This is a genomic window from Enterobacter cloacae complex sp. 370H10 (assembly GCF_050031535.1).
Lineage (GTDB): Bacteria > Pseudomonadota > Gammaproteobacteria > Enterobacterales > Enterobacteriaceae > Enterobacter > Enterobacter intestinihominis.
In genome coordinates this window covers 4,572,913-4,588,467 of sequence record NZ_JBLGWG010000001.1, presented here as the reverse complement: position 1 = coordinate 4,588,467, position 15,555 = coordinate 4,572,913, and the positions used below count along the sequence as shown (strand labels likewise).

General features: G+C 57.1%; 18 protein-coding genes. 9 read left to right on the top strand and 9 right to left on the bottom strand.

The window, feature by feature from the left end:
• The first annotated feature begins 46 nt into the window (after positions 1-46).
• From nlpI to mtr, 4 genes are all read left to right on the top strand, one after another.
• On the top strand, positions 47-931 hold the full coding sequence (gene nlpI / locus ACQG2Q_RS22655; protein ID WP_003861782.1) for a lipoprotein NlpI: 885 nt from the start codon (positions 47-49) through the stop codon (positions 929-931).
• 107 nt (positions 932-1,038) lie between these two features.
• Complete coding sequence (yrbN, locus tag ACQG2Q_RS22650) at positions 1,039-1,119, top strand: protein YrbN (protein ID WP_097397692.1); 81 nt, start codon at positions 1,039-1,041, stop codon at positions 1,117-1,119.
• Positions 1,112-3,007, top strand: coding sequence for a DEAD/DEAH family ATP-dependent RNA helicase (locus ACQG2Q_RS22645; protein ID WP_022649514.1), 1,896 nt, complete (start codon positions 1,112-1,114; stop codon positions 3,005-3,007). Before yrbN ends, ACQG2Q_RS22645 begins: the two co-directional genes overlap by 8 nt.
• 142 nt (positions 3,008-3,149) lie before the next feature.
• Positions 3,150-4,394 (top strand): tryptophan permease, encoded by a 1,245-nt coding sequence (mtr, locus tag ACQG2Q_RS22640; protein ID WP_046620869.1) that lies wholly within the window; start codon positions 3,150-3,152, stop codon positions 4,392-4,394.
• 84 nt (positions 4,395-4,478) lie between these two features.
• On the opposite strand, the gene ACQG2Q_RS22635 is transcribed toward mtr, so the two are convergent.
• From ACQG2Q_RS22635 to ubiU, 3 genes are all read right to left on the bottom strand, one after another.
• The gene (locus ACQG2Q_RS22635; RefSeq protein ID WP_063849788.1) at positions 4,479-5,486 is read right to left on the bottom strand and encodes a luciferase-like monooxygenase; all 1,008 of its coding nucleotides are present in this window, start codon (positions 5,484-5,486) and stop codon (positions 4,479-4,481) included.
• Positions 5,487-5,563: 77 nt separating this feature from the next.
• The gene (locus ACQG2Q_RS22630; protein ID WP_096216885.1) at positions 5,564-6,442 is read right to left on the bottom strand and encodes a U32 family peptidase; all 879 of its coding nucleotides are present in this window, start codon (positions 6,440-6,442) and stop codon (positions 5,564-5,566) included.
• A 7-nt stretch (positions 6,443-6,449) separates the two neighbouring features.
• Positions 6,450-7,445, bottom strand: coding sequence for a ubiquinone anaerobic biosynthesis protein UbiU (gene ubiU / locus ACQG2Q_RS22625; RefSeq protein WP_022649510.1), 996 nt, complete (start codon positions 7,443-7,445; stop codon positions 6,450-6,452).
• Between the two features lie 221 nt (positions 7,446-7,666).
• Between ubiU and ubiT the strand changes: the two genes are divergently transcribed.
• Both ubiT and ACQG2Q_RS22615 read left to right on the top strand, forming a co-directional pair.
• Positions 7,667-8,191, top strand: coding sequence for a ubiquinone anaerobic biosynthesis accessory factor UbiT (ubiT, locus tag ACQG2Q_RS22620; protein WP_047365702.1), 525 nt, complete (start codon positions 7,667-7,669; stop codon positions 8,189-8,191).
• Complete coding sequence (locus ACQG2Q_RS22615; RefSeq protein WP_022649509.1) at positions 8,185-8,688, top strand: GNAT family N-acetyltransferase; 504 nt, start codon at positions 8,185-8,187, stop codon at positions 8,686-8,688. Before ubiT ends, ACQG2Q_RS22615 begins: the two co-directional genes overlap by 7 nt.
• On the opposite strand, the gene ACQG2Q_RS22610 is transcribed toward ACQG2Q_RS22615, so the two are convergent.
• Positions 8,675-9,004: a GIY-YIG nuclease family protein gene (locus ACQG2Q_RS22610; RefSeq protein WP_003861768.1), complete on the bottom strand. Its 330-nt coding sequence runs from the start codon at positions 9,002-9,004 to the stop codon at positions 8,675-8,677. The genes ACQG2Q_RS22615 and ACQG2Q_RS22610 overlap by 14 nt on opposite strands.
• Before the next feature lie 14 nt (positions 9,005-9,018).
• Between ACQG2Q_RS22610 and ACQG2Q_RS22605 the strand changes: the two genes are divergently transcribed.
• A complete protein-coding gene (locus ACQG2Q_RS22605) occupies positions 9,019-9,453 on the top strand; it encodes a YhbP family protein (RefSeq protein ID WP_022649508.1) in 435 nt (144 codons plus the stop codon).
• Here ACQG2Q_RS22605 and ACQG2Q_RS22600 read toward each other — a convergent pair.
• Positions 9,433-9,951 carry a type 1 glutamine amidotransferase domain-containing protein gene (locus ACQG2Q_RS22600; RefSeq protein ID WP_015571965.1) on the bottom strand — a complete coding sequence of 173 codons (519 nt, stop codon included), beginning with the start codon at positions 9,949-9,951 and terminating at the stop codon, positions 9,433-9,435. The two genes, ACQG2Q_RS22605 and ACQG2Q_RS22600, sit on opposite strands and share 21 nt — an antisense overlap.
• A gap of 128 nt (positions 9,952-10,079) precedes the next feature.
• Here ACQG2Q_RS22600 and ACQG2Q_RS22595 point away from each other — a divergent pair, with 128 nt between their 5' ends.
• Positions 10,080-10,724, top strand: a complete 645-nt coding sequence (locus ACQG2Q_RS22595) for an NAD(P)H-binding protein (RefSeq protein ID WP_022649507.1) — start codon at positions 10,080-10,082, stop codon at positions 10,722-10,724.
• A gap of 40 nt (positions 10,725-10,764) precedes the next feature.
• A complete protein-coding gene (locus ACQG2Q_RS22590) occupies positions 10,765-11,802 on the top strand; it encodes a permease (RefSeq protein ID WP_022649506.1) in 1,038 nt (345 codons plus the stop codon).
• A gap of 50 nt (positions 11,803-11,852) precedes the next feature.
• On the opposite strand, the gene dolP is transcribed toward ACQG2Q_RS22590, so the two are convergent.
• Genes dolP through ACQG2Q_RS22570 form a run of 4 tightly spaced genes read right to left on the bottom strand, consistent with a single transcriptional unit; the run spans position 11,853 to position 15,541 of the window.
• A complete protein-coding gene (dolP, locus tag ACQG2Q_RS22585; protein ID WP_022649505.1) occupies positions 11,853-12,428 on the bottom strand; it encodes a division/outer membrane stress-associated lipid-binding lipoprotein in 576 nt (191 codons plus the stop codon).
• A gap of 9 nt (positions 12,429-12,437) precedes the next feature.
• A complete protein-coding gene (gene diaA / locus ACQG2Q_RS22580) occupies positions 12,438-13,028 on the bottom strand; it encodes a DnaA initiator-associating protein DiaA (protein WP_003861754.1) in 591 nt (196 codons plus the stop codon).
• Positions 13,029-13,049: 21 nt separating this feature from the next.
• Positions 13,050-13,445 carry a YraN family protein gene (locus tag ACQG2Q_RS22575; protein ID WP_022649504.1) on the bottom strand — a complete coding sequence of 132 codons (396 nt, stop codon included), beginning with the start codon at positions 13,443-13,445 and terminating at the stop codon, positions 13,050-13,052.
• Positions 13,403-15,541, bottom strand: a complete 2,139-nt coding sequence (locus ACQG2Q_RS22570; protein WP_045622090.1) for a penicillin-binding protein activator — start codon at positions 15,539-15,541, stop codon at positions 13,403-13,405. Before ACQG2Q_RS22570 ends, ACQG2Q_RS22575 begins: the two co-directional genes overlap by 43 nt.
• Between the last annotated feature and the right edge of the window lie 14 nt (positions 15,542-15,555).

Below are 15,555 nucleotides of genomic sequence, written 5' to 3'. Positions count from 1 at the left end.
CCGGGGGACAGGACGTTCATCCAATAGTTGTCTTCGGGAGTGGGAAATGAAGCCTTTTTTGCGCTGGTGTTTCGTTGCGACAGCTTTAACGCTGGCAGGATGCAGCAACTCTGCCTGGCGTAAGAGCGAAGTCCTCGCAGTGCCATTGCAACCGACTTTGCAGCAGGAAGTGATTCTGGCACGCATGGAACAAATACTTGCCAGTCGGGCTTTAACCGATGACGAACGCGCACAGCTTTTATATGAGCGCGGAGTGTTGTATGATAGTCTCGGTCTGAGGGCATTAGCGCGAAATGATTTTTCACAAGCGCTGGCAATTCGACCTGATATGCCTGAAGTATTCAATTACTTAGGCATTTATTTAACGCAGGCAGGCAATTTTGATGCTGCCTATGAAGCGTTTGATTCTGTACTTGAGCTTGATCCAACTTACAACTACGCGCACTTGAATCGCGGTATCGCCTTGTATTACGGCGGTCGTGATAAGTTAGCGCAAGATGATCTGCTGGCGTTTTATCAAGACGATCCTAATGATCCTTTCCGCAGCCTGTGGCTTTACATCGTTGAGCAGAAGCTCGATGAGAAGCAGGCCAAAGAAGCACTGAAACAGCGCTTCGAGAAATCGGACAAGGAACAGTGGGGATGGAACATTGTCGAGTTCTACCTGGGCAACATTAGCGAAGCAACGCTGATGGAACGCCTCAAGGCGGACGCAACGGATAACACCTCGCTCGCTGAGCATCTCAGTGAAACCAACTTCTATTTAGGTAAGTACTACCTAAGTCTGGGGGATATGGACAGCGCTACGGCACTGTTCAAATTAGCGGTTGCTAACAACGTACATAACTTCGTTGAGCACCGTTATGCATTGTTGGAATTATCGCTCTTGGGCCAGGAGCAAGACGACCTGGCAGAATCGGACCAGCAATAGCTGACGACATAAACATCAGCCCGTAATCTTTTGATTGCCATCACCTTCACTGGTGAGGGCGTTGTTGTTCGTCAATACACCTAATTTGAGCCGGTTCACACTTTTCAATGAAAATTGCTAATCATTTTCACGATGAGCTAAGTAGACTGGCCGCCATTAATATCGAGGCACTTGTACTACATGGCTGAATTCGAAACCACTTTTGCAGATCTGGGCCTGAAGGCTCCTATCCTTGAAGCCCTTAACGATCTGGGTTACGAAAAACCATCTCCGATCCAGGCTGAGTGTATCCCACACCTGCTTTCTGGTCGTGACGTGCTGGGCATGGCCCAGACCGGTAGCGGTAAAACCGCAGCATTCTCGCTGCCGCTGCTGAACAACATTGATCCGGACCTGCGTGCACCGCAGATCCTCGTCCTGGCTCCAACCCGTGAACTGGCTGTTCAGGTTGCTGAAGCAATGACGGAATTCTCTAAACATATGCGCGGCGTAAACGTGGTAGCCCTGTACGGCGGCCAGCGTTATGACGTGCAGTTACGCGCCCTGCGCCAGGGCCCACAGATTGTTGTCGGTACGCCGGGCCGTCTGCTGGATCACCTGAAGCGCGGTACCCTGGACCTCTCTAAGCTGAGCGGCCTGGTACTGGATGAAGCAGATGAAATGCTGCGTATGGGCTTCATCGAAGACGTTGAAACCATCATGGCGCAGATCCCGGAAGGTCATCAGACCGCTCTGTTCTCTGCAACCATGCCAGAAGCGATCCGTCGCATTACCCGCCGCTTCATGAAAGAGCCGCAGGAAGTGCGTATTCAGTCTAGCGTGACCACTCGCCCGGACATCAGCCAGAGCTACTGGTCTGTATACGGCATGCGCAAAAACGAAGCGCTGGTCCGTTTCCTGGAAGCGGAAGATTTTGATGCGGCGATTATCTTCGTACGTACCAAAAACGCGACCCTGGAAGTGGCTGAAGCGCTGGAGCGTAGCGGCTACAACAGCGCAGCGCTGAACGGCGACATGAACCAGGCGCTGCGTGAGCAGACTCTGGAGCGTCTGAAAGATGGTCGTCTGGATATCCTGATTGCAACCGACGTGGCAGCACGTGGTCTGGACGTTGAGCGTATCAGCCTGGTTGTAAACTACGATATCCCAATGGACTCCGAGTCTTACGTTCACCGTATCGGCCGTACCGGTCGTGCGGGCCGTGCGGGCCGTGCGCTGCTGTTCGTTGAGAACCGCGAGCGTCGTCTGCTGCGTAACATTGAACGCACCATGAAGCTGACCATTCCAGAAGCCGAACTGCCAAACGCAGAACTGCTGGGCAAACGCCGTCTGGAAAAATTCGCCGCGAAAGTACAGCAGCAGCTGGAAAGCAGCGATCTGGATCAGTACCGTGCGCTGCTGTCCCAGATCCAGCCTGTCGCTGAAGGCGAAGAGCTGGATATGGAAACTCTGGCCGCAGCACTGCTGAAAATGGCGCAGGGCGAACGTAGCCTGATCGTGCCACCTGATGCACCGATGCGTCCTAAGCGTGAGTTCCGTGACCGTGACGATCGTTTCGAACGTCGTGGCGACCGTAACGACCGTGGTCCACGCGGTGACCGTCCAGAGCGTGGTGGTGAAGACCGTCCACGTCGCGAGCGTCGTGACGCTGGCGAAATGGAACTGTATCGCATTGAAGTGGGCCGTGATGATGGTGTTGAAGTTCGTCACATCGTTGGCGCGATCGCTAATGAAGGCGACATCAGCAGCCGTTACATCGGTAACATCAAGCTGTTCGGTTCACACTCAACGATCGAGCTGCCAAAAGGCATGCCGGGCGAAGTACTGCAGCACTTTACTCGCACCCGCATTCTGAACAAGCCAATGAACATGCAACTGATGGGTGATGCACAGCCTCGCTCTGACCGCGGTGGCGAACGCCGTGGCGGTGGTCGCAGCTTCGGTGGCGAGCGTCGTGAAGGCGGTCGTAGCGAAGGTCGCACTGGCGAACCTCGTCGTTTCTCCGGCGAGCGCCGTGAAAATCGTGGCCCACGCCGCGAAGAAGGCACCAGCCGTCGTCGTTTCGGTGACGCGTAAGCCTTTTCGCTTTTGACGTAAAGTAAAATATACAGCCCCGATAGTTGTTATCGGGGCTTTTTTTATTCCTTTTGTACTCTTGTACTGGTACAGTGCATCACATTAAAATGCACACCACATTTTTGACTGGAGATAAGGCCGCATGGCAACACTAACCACCACCCAAACGTCACCTTCGCTGCTTGGCGGCGTGGTGATCATCGGCGGAACCATTATTGGTGCCGGGATGTTCTCCCTGCCAGTGGTTATGTCCGGTGCGTGGTTCTTCTGGTCGCTGGCGGCGCTGGTTTTCACCTGGTTCTGCATGCTCCATTCCGGGCTGATGATCCTTGAAGCAAACCTGAACTACCGCATTGGCTCCAGCTTCGACACCATCACCCGAGATCTGCTGGGCAAAGGCTGGAACCTGGTGAACGGGTTGTCCATCGCGTTTGTACTCTATATCCTGACCTACGCGTACATTTCAGCGAGCGGGTCGATTCTGCATCACACCTTCTCCGAGATGTCGCTGAACGTTCCGGCGCGTCTGGCGGGTCTCTGCTTCGCGCTGGGCGTGGCGTTTATCGTCTGGATGAGTACCAAAGCGGTCAGCCGCATGACGGCGATCGTGCTGGGCGCCAAGGTCATCACCTTCTTCCTGACCTTCGGCAGCCTGCTGGGGCACGTCACGCCGGCCACGCTGTTTAACGTTGCGGAAGTGAACACCTCCTACACGCCATACCTGCTTATGACGTTGCCATTCTGTCTGGCGTCGTTCGGCTACCACGGCAACGTACCGAGCCTGATGAAGTACTACGGCAAGGATCCGCGCACCATCGTGAAATGCCTGATTTACGGCACGCTGCTGGCGCTGGGGCTGTATGTGATCTGGCTGCTGGGGACGATGGGTAACATCCCGCGTCCGGAATTTATCGGCATTGCGCAGAAGGGCGGTAACATTGATGTGCTGGTACAGGCGCTGAGTGGCGTGCTGAACAGCCGCAGTCTGGATCTGCTTCTGGTGGTCTTCTCTAACTTTGCGGTGGCGAGCTCATTTCTCGGCGTGACGCTGGGCCTGTTTGACTACCTGGCAGATCTGTTTGGTTTTGATGACTCTGCGATGGGGCGCTTCAAAACGGCGCTGTTAACCTTCCTGCCGCCGATTGTGGGCGGCCTGCTGTGGCCGAACGGTTTCCTGTACGCCATCGGCTATGCAGGACTGGCGGCTACCATCTGGGCGGCGATTGTACCGGCGCTGCTGGCGCGTAAATCACGTAAGCGCTTCGGCAGCCCGAAATTCCGCGTCTGGGGCGGAAAACCGATGATTGCGCTGATCCTGGTATTTGGTATCGGCAACGCGGTGGTGCACATGCTGTCGAGTTTTAATCTGTTGCCTGTGTATCAGTAAACAGAAAGCCCGGTGGCGCTACGCTTACCGGGCCTACAGGGATCGCGTAGGCCGGATAAGGCGAAGCCGCCATCCGGCAAAAAACTACCCCACCAACTCCTCTTTCACCTGCATCGCCAGATCAAATGAATGCAAACGCGCCTGATGATCGAAAATCTGGCCGTTGACCATAATTTCATCCGCCTGCGTTTCTCGTAGCACTGCCTCCAGACCGTGACGCACCTTCGCCTTATCACCCACCAGCGACATGCTCAGGGCCTGCTGCACGCCATACTGCTCGGAGGCCGACCACAGCTGATGCATATTTTCTACCGGTGGTGGCAACTGGCCCGTCTCGCCGCGACGCAGCTTCACAAACGCCTGCTGCATGGAGGTAAACAGGAATTCCGCGTCGCGGTTGCTGTCGGCGGCAATGATATTGATGCACACCATCGCATACGGCTTCTCAAGACGCTCGGAAGGCTTGAAGTTTGTGCGGTAGAGATGCAGAGCCTGATGCAGCATATCCGGTGCGAAGTGGGAAGCGAACGCGAACGGCAGCCCCAGCTGTGCGGCAAGCTGTGCGCTGTACAGACTTGAGCCTAACAGCCACACCGGGATTTTCTCGCCGTAGCCCGGCACCGGGCGCACGTGCGGGTTAGGATCGCTCGCATCGAACCAGTCCACCAGCTCCGCTACATCACGCGGGAAGTTGTCGATATCGCCGCTCATATGGCGACGCAGGGCGCGCATGGTCGGCTGGTCGCTGCCCGGCGCGCGGCCAAGACCCAAATCAATGCGACCGGGGTAGAGTGTATTCAGGGTGCCAAACTGCTCGGCAATCACCAGCGGGGCATGGTTCGGCAGCATCACGCCACCGGAGCCAAGGTACAAAGTAGTGGTATTCGCCGCCAGATAGCCAATCAGTACTGAGGTGGCGGCGCTGGCGATGCCCACCATGTTATGGTGCTCCGCCAGCCAGTAGCGGTGATAGCCACGTTTTTCGGCAAGCTGAGCCAGATCCAGAGAGTGCGAAAAGGCTTCTCTTGCCGAGGAGCCTTGTGGAATCGGTGCCAGATCCAGCACCGAAAACGGAATGGTTTTGTCAGTCATAACAGCTCACTTTGTCGACGGTCAATCTTTAATACTGCATTAAAAAATGATAACCGTTGTTAACAAAGTGAGCTTTTTTACCCCTGCAATTCCAGCCCGGCGAGACGTTTCCAGTAACCGTTGCAGTCGCTGTTTGCCGTCAGCGGCAGCGGCGAGGCGCCGTTTTCGTTGGCACGGAAGGCGTCCAGCATGGCGAACACGCCGGTATCGAGCGGCGAAAGACGCACCATATCCACCAGCCCATGCATTGACGCCAGCTCGTTGCCGAGGTTATAGACGTAACCGCTCATAGTCTGAATGCCGTTGAGGACAAACACCTGCTGATTCTCCTGCGACAGCATGCTGCGTCCGTTCGGGTACTTAATGCAGCAGGTTTCACACTCGTCTTTCGGGCGATCTTCGGAACGCGCGGTGAAGCAGCGGGCAGAGTAGGCCAGCGGCAGATGGCCGTAGCTCAGCACTTCGACTTCAAACTGATTGCGAATGCCCAGCTCGTCACACTGATTTAGCAGGTTGGCCAGCCAGTCGCGGGAGAGCTCAACCGGCATGCACCAGCGTGTCATCCCCTGTTTGAGCAGCAGGCGCAGGGTCACCGCGTTATAGCAGTTCAGCGCATGTCCGGCGACAAACGGCAGCTTACGCTCGGCGCACATGTTCACCACGCCCAGGTCGCTCGCCTCCAGCAGGAACTCACCGTTTTCGACGTAGCGCTTCAGCTCGCCCAGTTCAGAGGACGCCTGCACCAGCGCCAGCGTCGAGAGCACCACCTGCTTGCCGCTGCCGGCCAGGCTTTTCGCCATATCCAGCCAGTCGCCCACTTTGGTGGCACGGCGCTTGCTGCACACCGCTTCGCCGAGGTAAATCACATCGGCGCTGCTGTTAGCCGCCTGCTGGTAAAAATCTTCCAGCGTCTCTTTTGGCCAGTAGTAAAGCACCGGCCCTAATGAATATTTCATGATTATCTCACTGCCATTTACGGTGATACGCGCCGAGCGTGGTTTGCGTGCCTTCGGACATCGCGCCGAGCGTCTCCATCCAGGCCGCCTGCGGGGCGTAGTTTTGCGGGTCCGCCATGCAGCGGTCGATGGCCTGACGCCACACCTTCGCCACCTGGCTCACGTAGGCCGGGCTACGCTGGCGGCCTTCGATTTTCACCGAGGCAATGTTGGCGGCCAGCAGCTCTGGCAGCAGCTCCAGCGTGTTGAGGCTGGTGGGCTCCTCCAGCGCGTGGTAGCGCTCGCCGTCCACCAGATAGCGGCCTTTGCACAGTGTCGGGTAGCCCGCGTTTTCACCGTCCTGATAGCGGTCGATTAACACGTTATTCAGGCGCGACTCCAGTCCCTGCGGCGTTTGCTGCCAGCGAACGAAGCGGGCAGGCGAGCAGGCACCGACGGTGTTTGGCGATTCCCCGGTAAGATAGGAAGAAAGATAGCAGCGGCCTTCGGCCATGATGCACAGGCTGCCGAAGGCAAAAACCTCCAGCGGCACTGGCGTGACGCGCGCCAGTTGCTTAACCTGATGAATAGAGAGCACGCGCGGCAGCACCACGCGAGCCACGTCAAAGTGTCGATGATAAAAACGCACGGCCTCTTCATTGGTGGCCGATGCCTGAACAGAGACGTGGCGCTCAATATGCGGATAACGTTCTGCCGCATACTCAAGCATAGCGAGGTCGGCCAGGATCAACGCATCGGCGCCCAGCTGGGCCGCCATATCCACGGCGCGCTGCCAGCGGGCGTAGCCATCAGGATGGGCAAAGGTATTGATGGCGATGTGCAGTTTGCGCCGGTGCTGGTGGACGAAGTTAACGGCTTCCTGAAGCTTTTTCTCCGTAAAGTTAAGACCCGCAAAATGGCGGGCGTTGGTATCATCTTTCAGCCCGATATAGACCGCATCGGCCCCATTTTCGATGGCCGCCTTAAGCGCCGGAAGGTTTCCGGCAGGGCAGAGCAGCTCCATAATTTATCCCGATGTTGTCGATCGCAGGGATCGTAAAAAATGTTAACGAGCTGGGATTTTAATTAACCCATACGCGACAATTTTTGATTTAAGGCAGCTAATGGCGTATTGATGGCACCAATAATGAGGTATACCGGACAACGGTTTGTTGATTTACGCCGCTATCTTCTTGTCGGGATATGGCAAAATAGCAGGACTATAGCTATCAGGGAGTAAAGCTCGTGCTGGATAAACTGCGTTCACGTCTCGTACAATTTGGCCCATCAATGCTGAGCGTGCCGGTAAAACTGGCGCCGTTCGCGCTTAAACGCCAGGTGCTGGAACAGGTACTGAGCTGGCAGTTCCGCCAGGCGCTACAGGACGGTGAGCTTGAGTTTCTGGAAGGCCGCTGGTTAAAGATTGAAGTACGCGATATCGGGTTGCGCTGGTTTACTTCCGTAGAGAACGATCGGCTTATCGTCCGTGAAACCGCCGAGGCGGATGTCAGCTTTAGCGCGGATGCCAGCGATCTGCTGATGATCGCCGCGCGCAAACAGGATCCGGACACCCTCTTCTTCCAGCGTCGTCTGGTGATTGAAGGCGACACGGAGCTCGGTCTGTACGTCAAAAATTTAATGGATGCCATTGAGCTGGAGCAGATGCCGAAAGCTCTGCGTATAATGTTGATGCAAATGGCAGATTTCGTTGAGGCCGGGCTAAAAACCCCGCCGGACAGTAAACACACTTCAGTAGGTGAACCATGCTGATTCGAGTCGAAATTGGGATTGATGCGCCGGGTATCGATGCGTTGTTACGCCGCTCTTTTGCAGGCGACGCCGAAGCTCAACTGGTTCACGATCTTCGCGAAGATGGCCTGATTACGCTGGGCCTGGTTGCCACCGACGATGAAGGGCAGGTAGTCGGCTACGTGGCGTTCAGTCCGGTGATTGTGCAGGGCGAAGAGTTACAGTGGGTCGGCATGGCGCCGCTGGCGGTGGATGAAAACTACCGTGGACAGGGCCTGGCACGCCAGCTGGTCTATGAAGGGCTGGATTCCCTGAATGAATTTGGCTATGCCGCTGTCGTCGTTCTGGGCGATCCGGCGTTCTACGAGCGTTTAGGCTTTGAGCCAGCGTCCAGATACGATCTGCGCTGCCACTGGCCAGGCACGGAAACATCTTTCCTGGTACATCCTCTGGCGGACGATTCGCTCGACGGCGTTACCGGTCTGGTGGAGTACCACGATCATTTCAATCGTTTTTAAGCAGGCTTTCGCGTAGCGCCTCGAAAGAGCCGTCCCCGTTGACGAGACGCTCTTTCTGGCGCTTCGTCAGCTGCTTGATGCGGTACTCCAGCCTGAGCGCCAGGGATCTGTCGCCCACGGCGGCTGAAAACGCCAGCTGAAGTTCACCTTTCCCCCGCAGTGCTTTCGCCCCTTTTCCCGTTTGATGTTGTAAAAAACGCCGTGCCACATCGGTAGTGATCCCGGTGTAGAGTGCGTTATCAGCGGTTCGGACAAGATAGAGAAACCAGCACACGGTAAACAGATTCAGTATGTTAAGGTGAACGCACCATAGCATGAGAGAGAGCGAAAATGGAAACACTGGCCGCCATTAACCGCTGGCTGGCAAAGCAGCATGTTGTGACCTGGTGCGTCTGTAAAGACGAGGAGATGTGGTGCGCAAATGCCTTTTATTACTACGATCCCGAGCGCGTGGCCTTTTACGTGATGAGCGAAGACAAAACGCGGCATGCGCAGATGACGGGCCAACAGGCAAAAGTGGCGGGCACGGTAAATGGTCAGCCTAAAACCGTTGCGCTGATCCGCGGGGTCCAGTTCAAAGGCGAAATTCGTCGCCTGGAAGGTGAGGAAAGCGACGCCCAGCGTAAACGCTATACGCGCCGCTTCCCGGTGGCCGCAGCGCTAAAAGCCCCGGTGTGGGAAATCCGCCTCGATGAGCTGAAATTTACCGACAACACCCTGGGCTTTGGCAAGAAGCTGCACTGGTTACGCACCGAGCAGGCGTAGCGCTTCGCGGTTAAACGCTGGAAGATCGTCCGGCGTACGGCTGGTGATCAGCTGATCGTTATCGTTCACCACTTCCTGATCGTAGAACTCGGCACCGGCGTTTTTCAGATCGATAACGATCGGTTTCACCGCGGTGAGCTTACGTCCGCGTACCACCTCGGCGCTGATCAGCAGCTGCGGACCGTGGCAAATGGCAAACACCGGTTTACCGGTGCCGACGAAGTCACGGGTAAAGGTGACGAAACGCTCGTCCCCGCGCAGGGAATCCGGTGAATGGCCGCCCGGTAACAGCAGGGCGTCGAAATCCGACGGGCTGACGTTATCAATGGATTCGTCAATGGTCACGCTGGCTTCACCCTTGTGGCCCTTCACGGTTTTACCCGCTTCTTTTTCGATGGTGACCACCTCGTGGCCCGCCTTGCGGAATGCCTCTGCTGGCGACGTAAATTCTGAATCTTCAAACTCGTCGGTAATCAAGACTGCGATTTTTTTACCCATGCTTCCTCCGTTGTTTTCGCTTCAGACTGTTTTTTTCCCGTTTGTGGTAAATACTTACCGGTAACAGACTTTTAAGTGTGGTAGAGCAGGCCCAGATCGCAAACGGACAATTCTGTAAAGGGGACAAGATGAGTCAGGTACTGATTACCGGCGCAACCGGGCTGGTGGGTGGACATCTGCTGCGGCTGTTGATCCAGGATCGGCATATCAACTATATCGCCGCCCCGACGCGTCGCCCGCTGTTGGATATCACCGGCGTCTATAACCCGCACGATCCCCAGCTTACCGACGCGCTGGCGCAGGTGCAGGATCCCATTGATATCGCCTTTTGCTGCCTTGGCACCACCCGACGGGAAGCGGGCAGTAAAGAAGCCTTTGTCCATGCAGATTACACGCTGGTGGTAGATACCGCTCTGACGGCCAAGAAGCTGGGTGCTAAGCATTTCCTGGTGGTCAGCGCGCACGGCGCGAACGCAGGCTCGCCGTTTTTTTACAACCAGGTGAAGGGCAAAATGGAAGAGGCGTTAATCGCGCAGCAATGGGAGCGCCTGACCATCGTGCGGCCTTCCATGCTGATGGGCCACCGCGACGAACGGCGTTTTAACGAGTCTTTTTTCGCTCCGCTGTTTCGCATCCTGCCAGGTAACTGGAAGTCCATCGAGGCGCGGGATGTCGCGCAGGCGATGCTGAAAGAGGCACTGGCTCCGTCGCAAGAGGGGGTTAATATTATCCCTTCGGCAAAACTGCGTGAAATCGCGCAGGGCGAGGCGTAAACTTCCCCGGCTTATTAAATAACACCTTCCGGGGAATGGTATGACTGGTCAGTCTTCATCTCAGGCGGCAACACCTGTTCAGTGGTGGAAGCCCGCACTCTTCTTTCTCGTGGTCATCATTGGCCTCTGGTATGTGAAATGGCAGCCGTACTACGGTAAAGCCTTCACCGCCGCCGACACCCACAGCATCGGTAAATCGATTCTCGCGCAGGCCGATTCCAGCCCGCTTCGCGCGGCGTGGGATTACGCAATGGTCTATTTTCTTGCCGTCTGGAAAGCGGCGGTATTGGGCGTTTTGCTGGGCTCGCTGATTCAGGTACTTATCCCGCGTAACTGGCTGATAAAAACCCTGGGACAACCGCGCCTGCAGGGCACGCTGCTGGGAACGATTTTCTCCCTGCCGGGCATGATGTGCTCCTGCTGCGCTGCACCGGTGGCGGCGGGTATGCGCCGACAGCGCGTGTCCATGGGCGGCGCGCTTGCCTTCTGGATGGGTAACCCCCTGCTGAACCCGGCAACGCTGGTGTTTATGGGCTTCGTTCTCGGCTGGCATTTCGCGTTTATCCGTCTGGCGGCTGGCCTGCTGACGGTGGTGCTTGTCGCTACGCTGGTGCAGCACCTGGTGAAAGACAACGAGGCCGGGCCTGCCTCCGTTGAGCTGGATCTCAGCGATCCGCAGGGCAGTTTCTTATCTCGCTGGGGCAAAGCGCTGTGGCAGCTTTTCTGGAGCACAATCCCGGTCTATATCCTGGCCGTACTGGTGCTGGGGGCGGCGCGCGTCTGGCTGTTCCCGCATGCGGATGGCGCTATCGACAATACGCTGATGTGGGTGATTGCGATGGCGGTGGCCGGTTGCCTGTTTGTGATCCCAACCGCGGCGGAGATCCCGATTATTCAGACCATGATGATGGCTGGCATGGGTACCGCACCGGCGCTGGCGCTGCTCATCACGCTGCCGGCGGTGAGCCTGCCGTCGCTGATCATGCTGCGTAAGTCATTCCCGGCGAAAGCGCTGTGGCTGACGGCGGGGCTGGTGGCGTTGAGCGGAGTGATTGTGGGGAGTATGGCGCTGGTGTGAAAGAAAGCCCGGTGGCGCTGGCGCTTACCGGGCTTACAGTCAGGTGTGAATTACTTGATATAAGTAAAGGCGGTGGTGACGTGCTTCACGCCGCTCACCCGGCTGGCGATATCCGCCGCCGCTTTCCCTTCACGTTCTGTCACCAGGCCCAGCAGGAACACTTCGCCGTTCTCAGTGGTTACTTTCACGTTTGAGGATTTCACCTGGTCGGTACCCAGCAGCTGGGAACGCACTTTGGTGGTGATCCAGGTATCAGATGACGCGGTGCCGAGACCAATCGGCTGGCCCTGGCGGATCTCGTTAAACACTTCCGCCGTACCTTCTACGCCCATCGCGATCTGTTTGGCGCGCGAGGCGAGTTCAGGGGTTGGCGCCTGGCCTGCCAGCAGAACTTTACCCTGATAAGCCGTCACGTTAATGCGTGCTTCCTTCTTGATCTGTTCGTCTTTCGACAGTGCACTGTTTACGCGCAGCTCAAGCGTACCGTCATCCACCTGCGTCCCAACGGTACGCGGATCGGTCGCTGCTTTGGTGCCGACCGCTGCGGTACCGACTACAGCGGCAGCGATGCATCCCTGAAGCAGTAATGCAGACATCACGACTGCAAGGGCCGATAAAACCTTCATGAGAACTCCTTAATCATCCTGGTGAGGGAAAAGCGTGTTATCGATCAGATCGCATAAGCAGTTCACCGTGAGCATATGCATCTCCTGGATGCGGGCGCTACGGTGCGAAGGAATGCGGATCTCCACATCCTGCGGCCCCAGCAGGCCAGCCAGCTCACCGCCGTCGTAACCGGTCAGGGCGACAATCGTCATGTCCCGGGTTACTGCCGCTTCAACCGCCTTAACGATATCCCGGCTGTTACCGCGCGTGGAGATCGCCAGCAGCACGTCTCCGGCATGGCCTAAGGCGCGCACCTGCTTGGCGTAAATTTCGTCATGCAGACGATCGTTGGCAATCGCAGTTAAGACCACGTTATCGGTGTTTAGTGCAATGGCAGGTAAACTCGGTCGCTCGGTTTCGAAGCGATTGATCATGCTGGCAGCAAAATGCTGTGCGTTGGCGGCGGACGTGCCATTGCCACAACAGAGGATTTTGTTGCCGTTGAGCAGCGACTGAACCAGCGTCATCGCTGCACGCGAGATCGCGTCCGGAAGGGCTTCCGCTGCGGCAATCTGCGTTTGAATGCTTTCTGTGAAGCACACTTTTATTCGTTCGAGCACGGTATCCCTTTAAAATCTTATTTATGCGTCTTCGCCAAACGCGTTTTTAAGCCAGTCGATCGCATTTCCGGTGAAGGCTACCACATCGAAACGGCAATCCACAGTATCAAAACTCCCATTATGGCGGGCAAGCCACAAGTGGGCAGTCTGTAATAATTTTTGTTGTTTGGCGAGCGTCACGCTGGCGGCAGCACCGCCAAAACGGGACGACTGTCGGTAGCGTACTTCAACAAACACGATGGTTTGACCGTCTTTCATAATCAGGTCAATCTCGCCGCCGCGCCCGCGAACGTTGGCGGCGACAAAGCGCAGTCCTTTGCCTTCAAGCCAGCGGCGCGCTTTTAGCTCCCACGCGTCGCCGGTCTCTTTGCGGCTTAACTGGCCGGGACGATCTGCCCCTGCTGGTATTTGAGCCATGATAACTTCCTGTTAATCACACAATCCTGATCGGCGGTCAGATCGCCGGTATTCCCGTTAAGCTCAAAGCCCGGTACCTGGCGCATCTGGGTAAAGTGGTTTGCCAGCGCCCAGGCATCGACGCCCATCGCGTACAGACGCGCCAGGGAATAATCATTGCGCACCGCGCCCAGCGCCTGCTGCATCAACTGCGGGTTGCTGCCTGCCAGCATAGGGATCTCGCTGTATTGCAGTCCTTCCATTTCCAGACGGAAATCCGGGCCTGCGGTACCCTGTGCGCTGCGTGAGCTGGCGTAGAGCGTTGCGCCGCTCTGGCTGCCGTTACGCATGGCGATCATTGGTTTGATAAAGGCGATCTCTTCCGGCGTAGCGACGATGTACGCCGAATCCACTTTACCGCCGCCGCTGATTTGCGCGTCGGTAGGGGGGGCCGGGATCGTCAGACCGCCGATGGTGACGCTCTGCTGCTGCGGCAGGCTGGCGGATACCGGGCTACCGTTGAGGGCAATACCTGCCCCGCCGTTCACGCCCGCTCTCAGTTCGGAAGCTGAGCCAAATTTCTGCTGCAACACCACGCCACCGCCAAGGGTCTGCCACTCTTGCGCAAAGGCGTTGGCAACGCGGTCGCCCAGCGTGCTGCGTGGGATCAGCAGCAGCGGCGCCTGCTTGCCCTGCTCGTGAATATGACGGGCCGCATCGCGGGCTTCATCCTCCGGAGAGAGGGCGAAGTAACAGATATTGGCGCGGTTCTGAACCTGCTCTGGCTGGTTCAGCGCAAGCACGTTCAGCGTGGTGTTGCTCTTCATCAGCGCTTCCACGTTGTTTTTCAACAGCGGGCCGACAACGATGCTGGCCCCGTCCTGCTGAACCTGCGCCAGCACCTGGTCAAGCGGCTGGGCGCTGGTGTCGTAGATTTTCAACTCTGCACCAGGGTTAGCGCTGGTGGTGGCCACAGCCTGCGGCTGGGCTGCTGGCTGCTGTTCCGGCTGCGCGGTTTGCGGCTGAGGTTGTTCTGCCGTCGCGGGCGCCGGAGTTTCAGCCGGGGCCTGTGTTGCCGCAGGCGCTGAGGTAGCGGGTTGCGTCGTTGGGGCGGTAACCGGATTCTGCATGGTGCCCTGGGCAGGGGTTTGCGCGGTGGTCAGGTCGCTGGTTTCGGCGGCTGACGGACTGACGACGTCATTCACATTCGCCGCCTGTGCTGCCTGCGCCGGAACGGCGCTGCCGGTGACGGCGGTAGTGCCGTTTTTCGCGGCTTCAAAACCTTGCTGAATGGCGCGGCCAAACACCGCTGCCTGGCCGTTTAACGGCAGCAGCAGGGCGATTTTGCTGGTGGAGGCGGGCTTAAAGTTTTGCACGTTCACCAGCTGCGTTGGCAGCATTTTTGCTCCCGGGTTTTGCGGGTAGCGCTTTTGCCAGTCGGTAATGCCGGCTTTCAGCATGTTCGGATCGCTGCGGTTGTTGAACCACATCTGTTGCAGATCCAGCCAGCCTTGCAGGACATTTTCATCGGCGTTGATCACCAGCGCTCTGGCCTGATCCTGGGTCATGGAGGCGAGTGCCTGCCAGGTTGCGTCAATATTTTTCTGCTTGTCCGCACCCGCGAGCAGAGGCTCCTGGGCAATCAGCGCGCGGAGAAGCGTCAGGGAGGGGCGACCCTGCTCAGCGGTGATACCGGCCTGCCAGAAACGGGCCTGCTGATTCTTATCCAGCGCGCTCAGTTCGATAGTGCCGAGGATCTTCTTCGCGCCGTCGAAATCTTTCTGCGCGACCTTCAGTTCTGCCGACAGCAGCGTCTGCTCATGGCGCTGATCGTCGTTAAGATCCTGCGGCAGCTGGCTGAACAGCTCGGCAGCCTGCTGGGTTTTTCCTTCCTTCAGCAGTGCACGAATGGCGAGTAATTGCCAGTTGATCCTGGTATCATTTGAACTCTGCGACATTTGTTGCAGATAAAAGCCAGAATCAGCCTGAGCGGATCCCTGCATATGAGCAGTGCTCTGGTCGGGTGCCTGGGTGCCGCAGCCGGTAAAGATCAGGGCTGCCAGCAGGAGGGGCACGCTGTGCGCGGCTTTTTTTCGAAGAAACGTTAACGGTACCATACTGTATCCAGTGA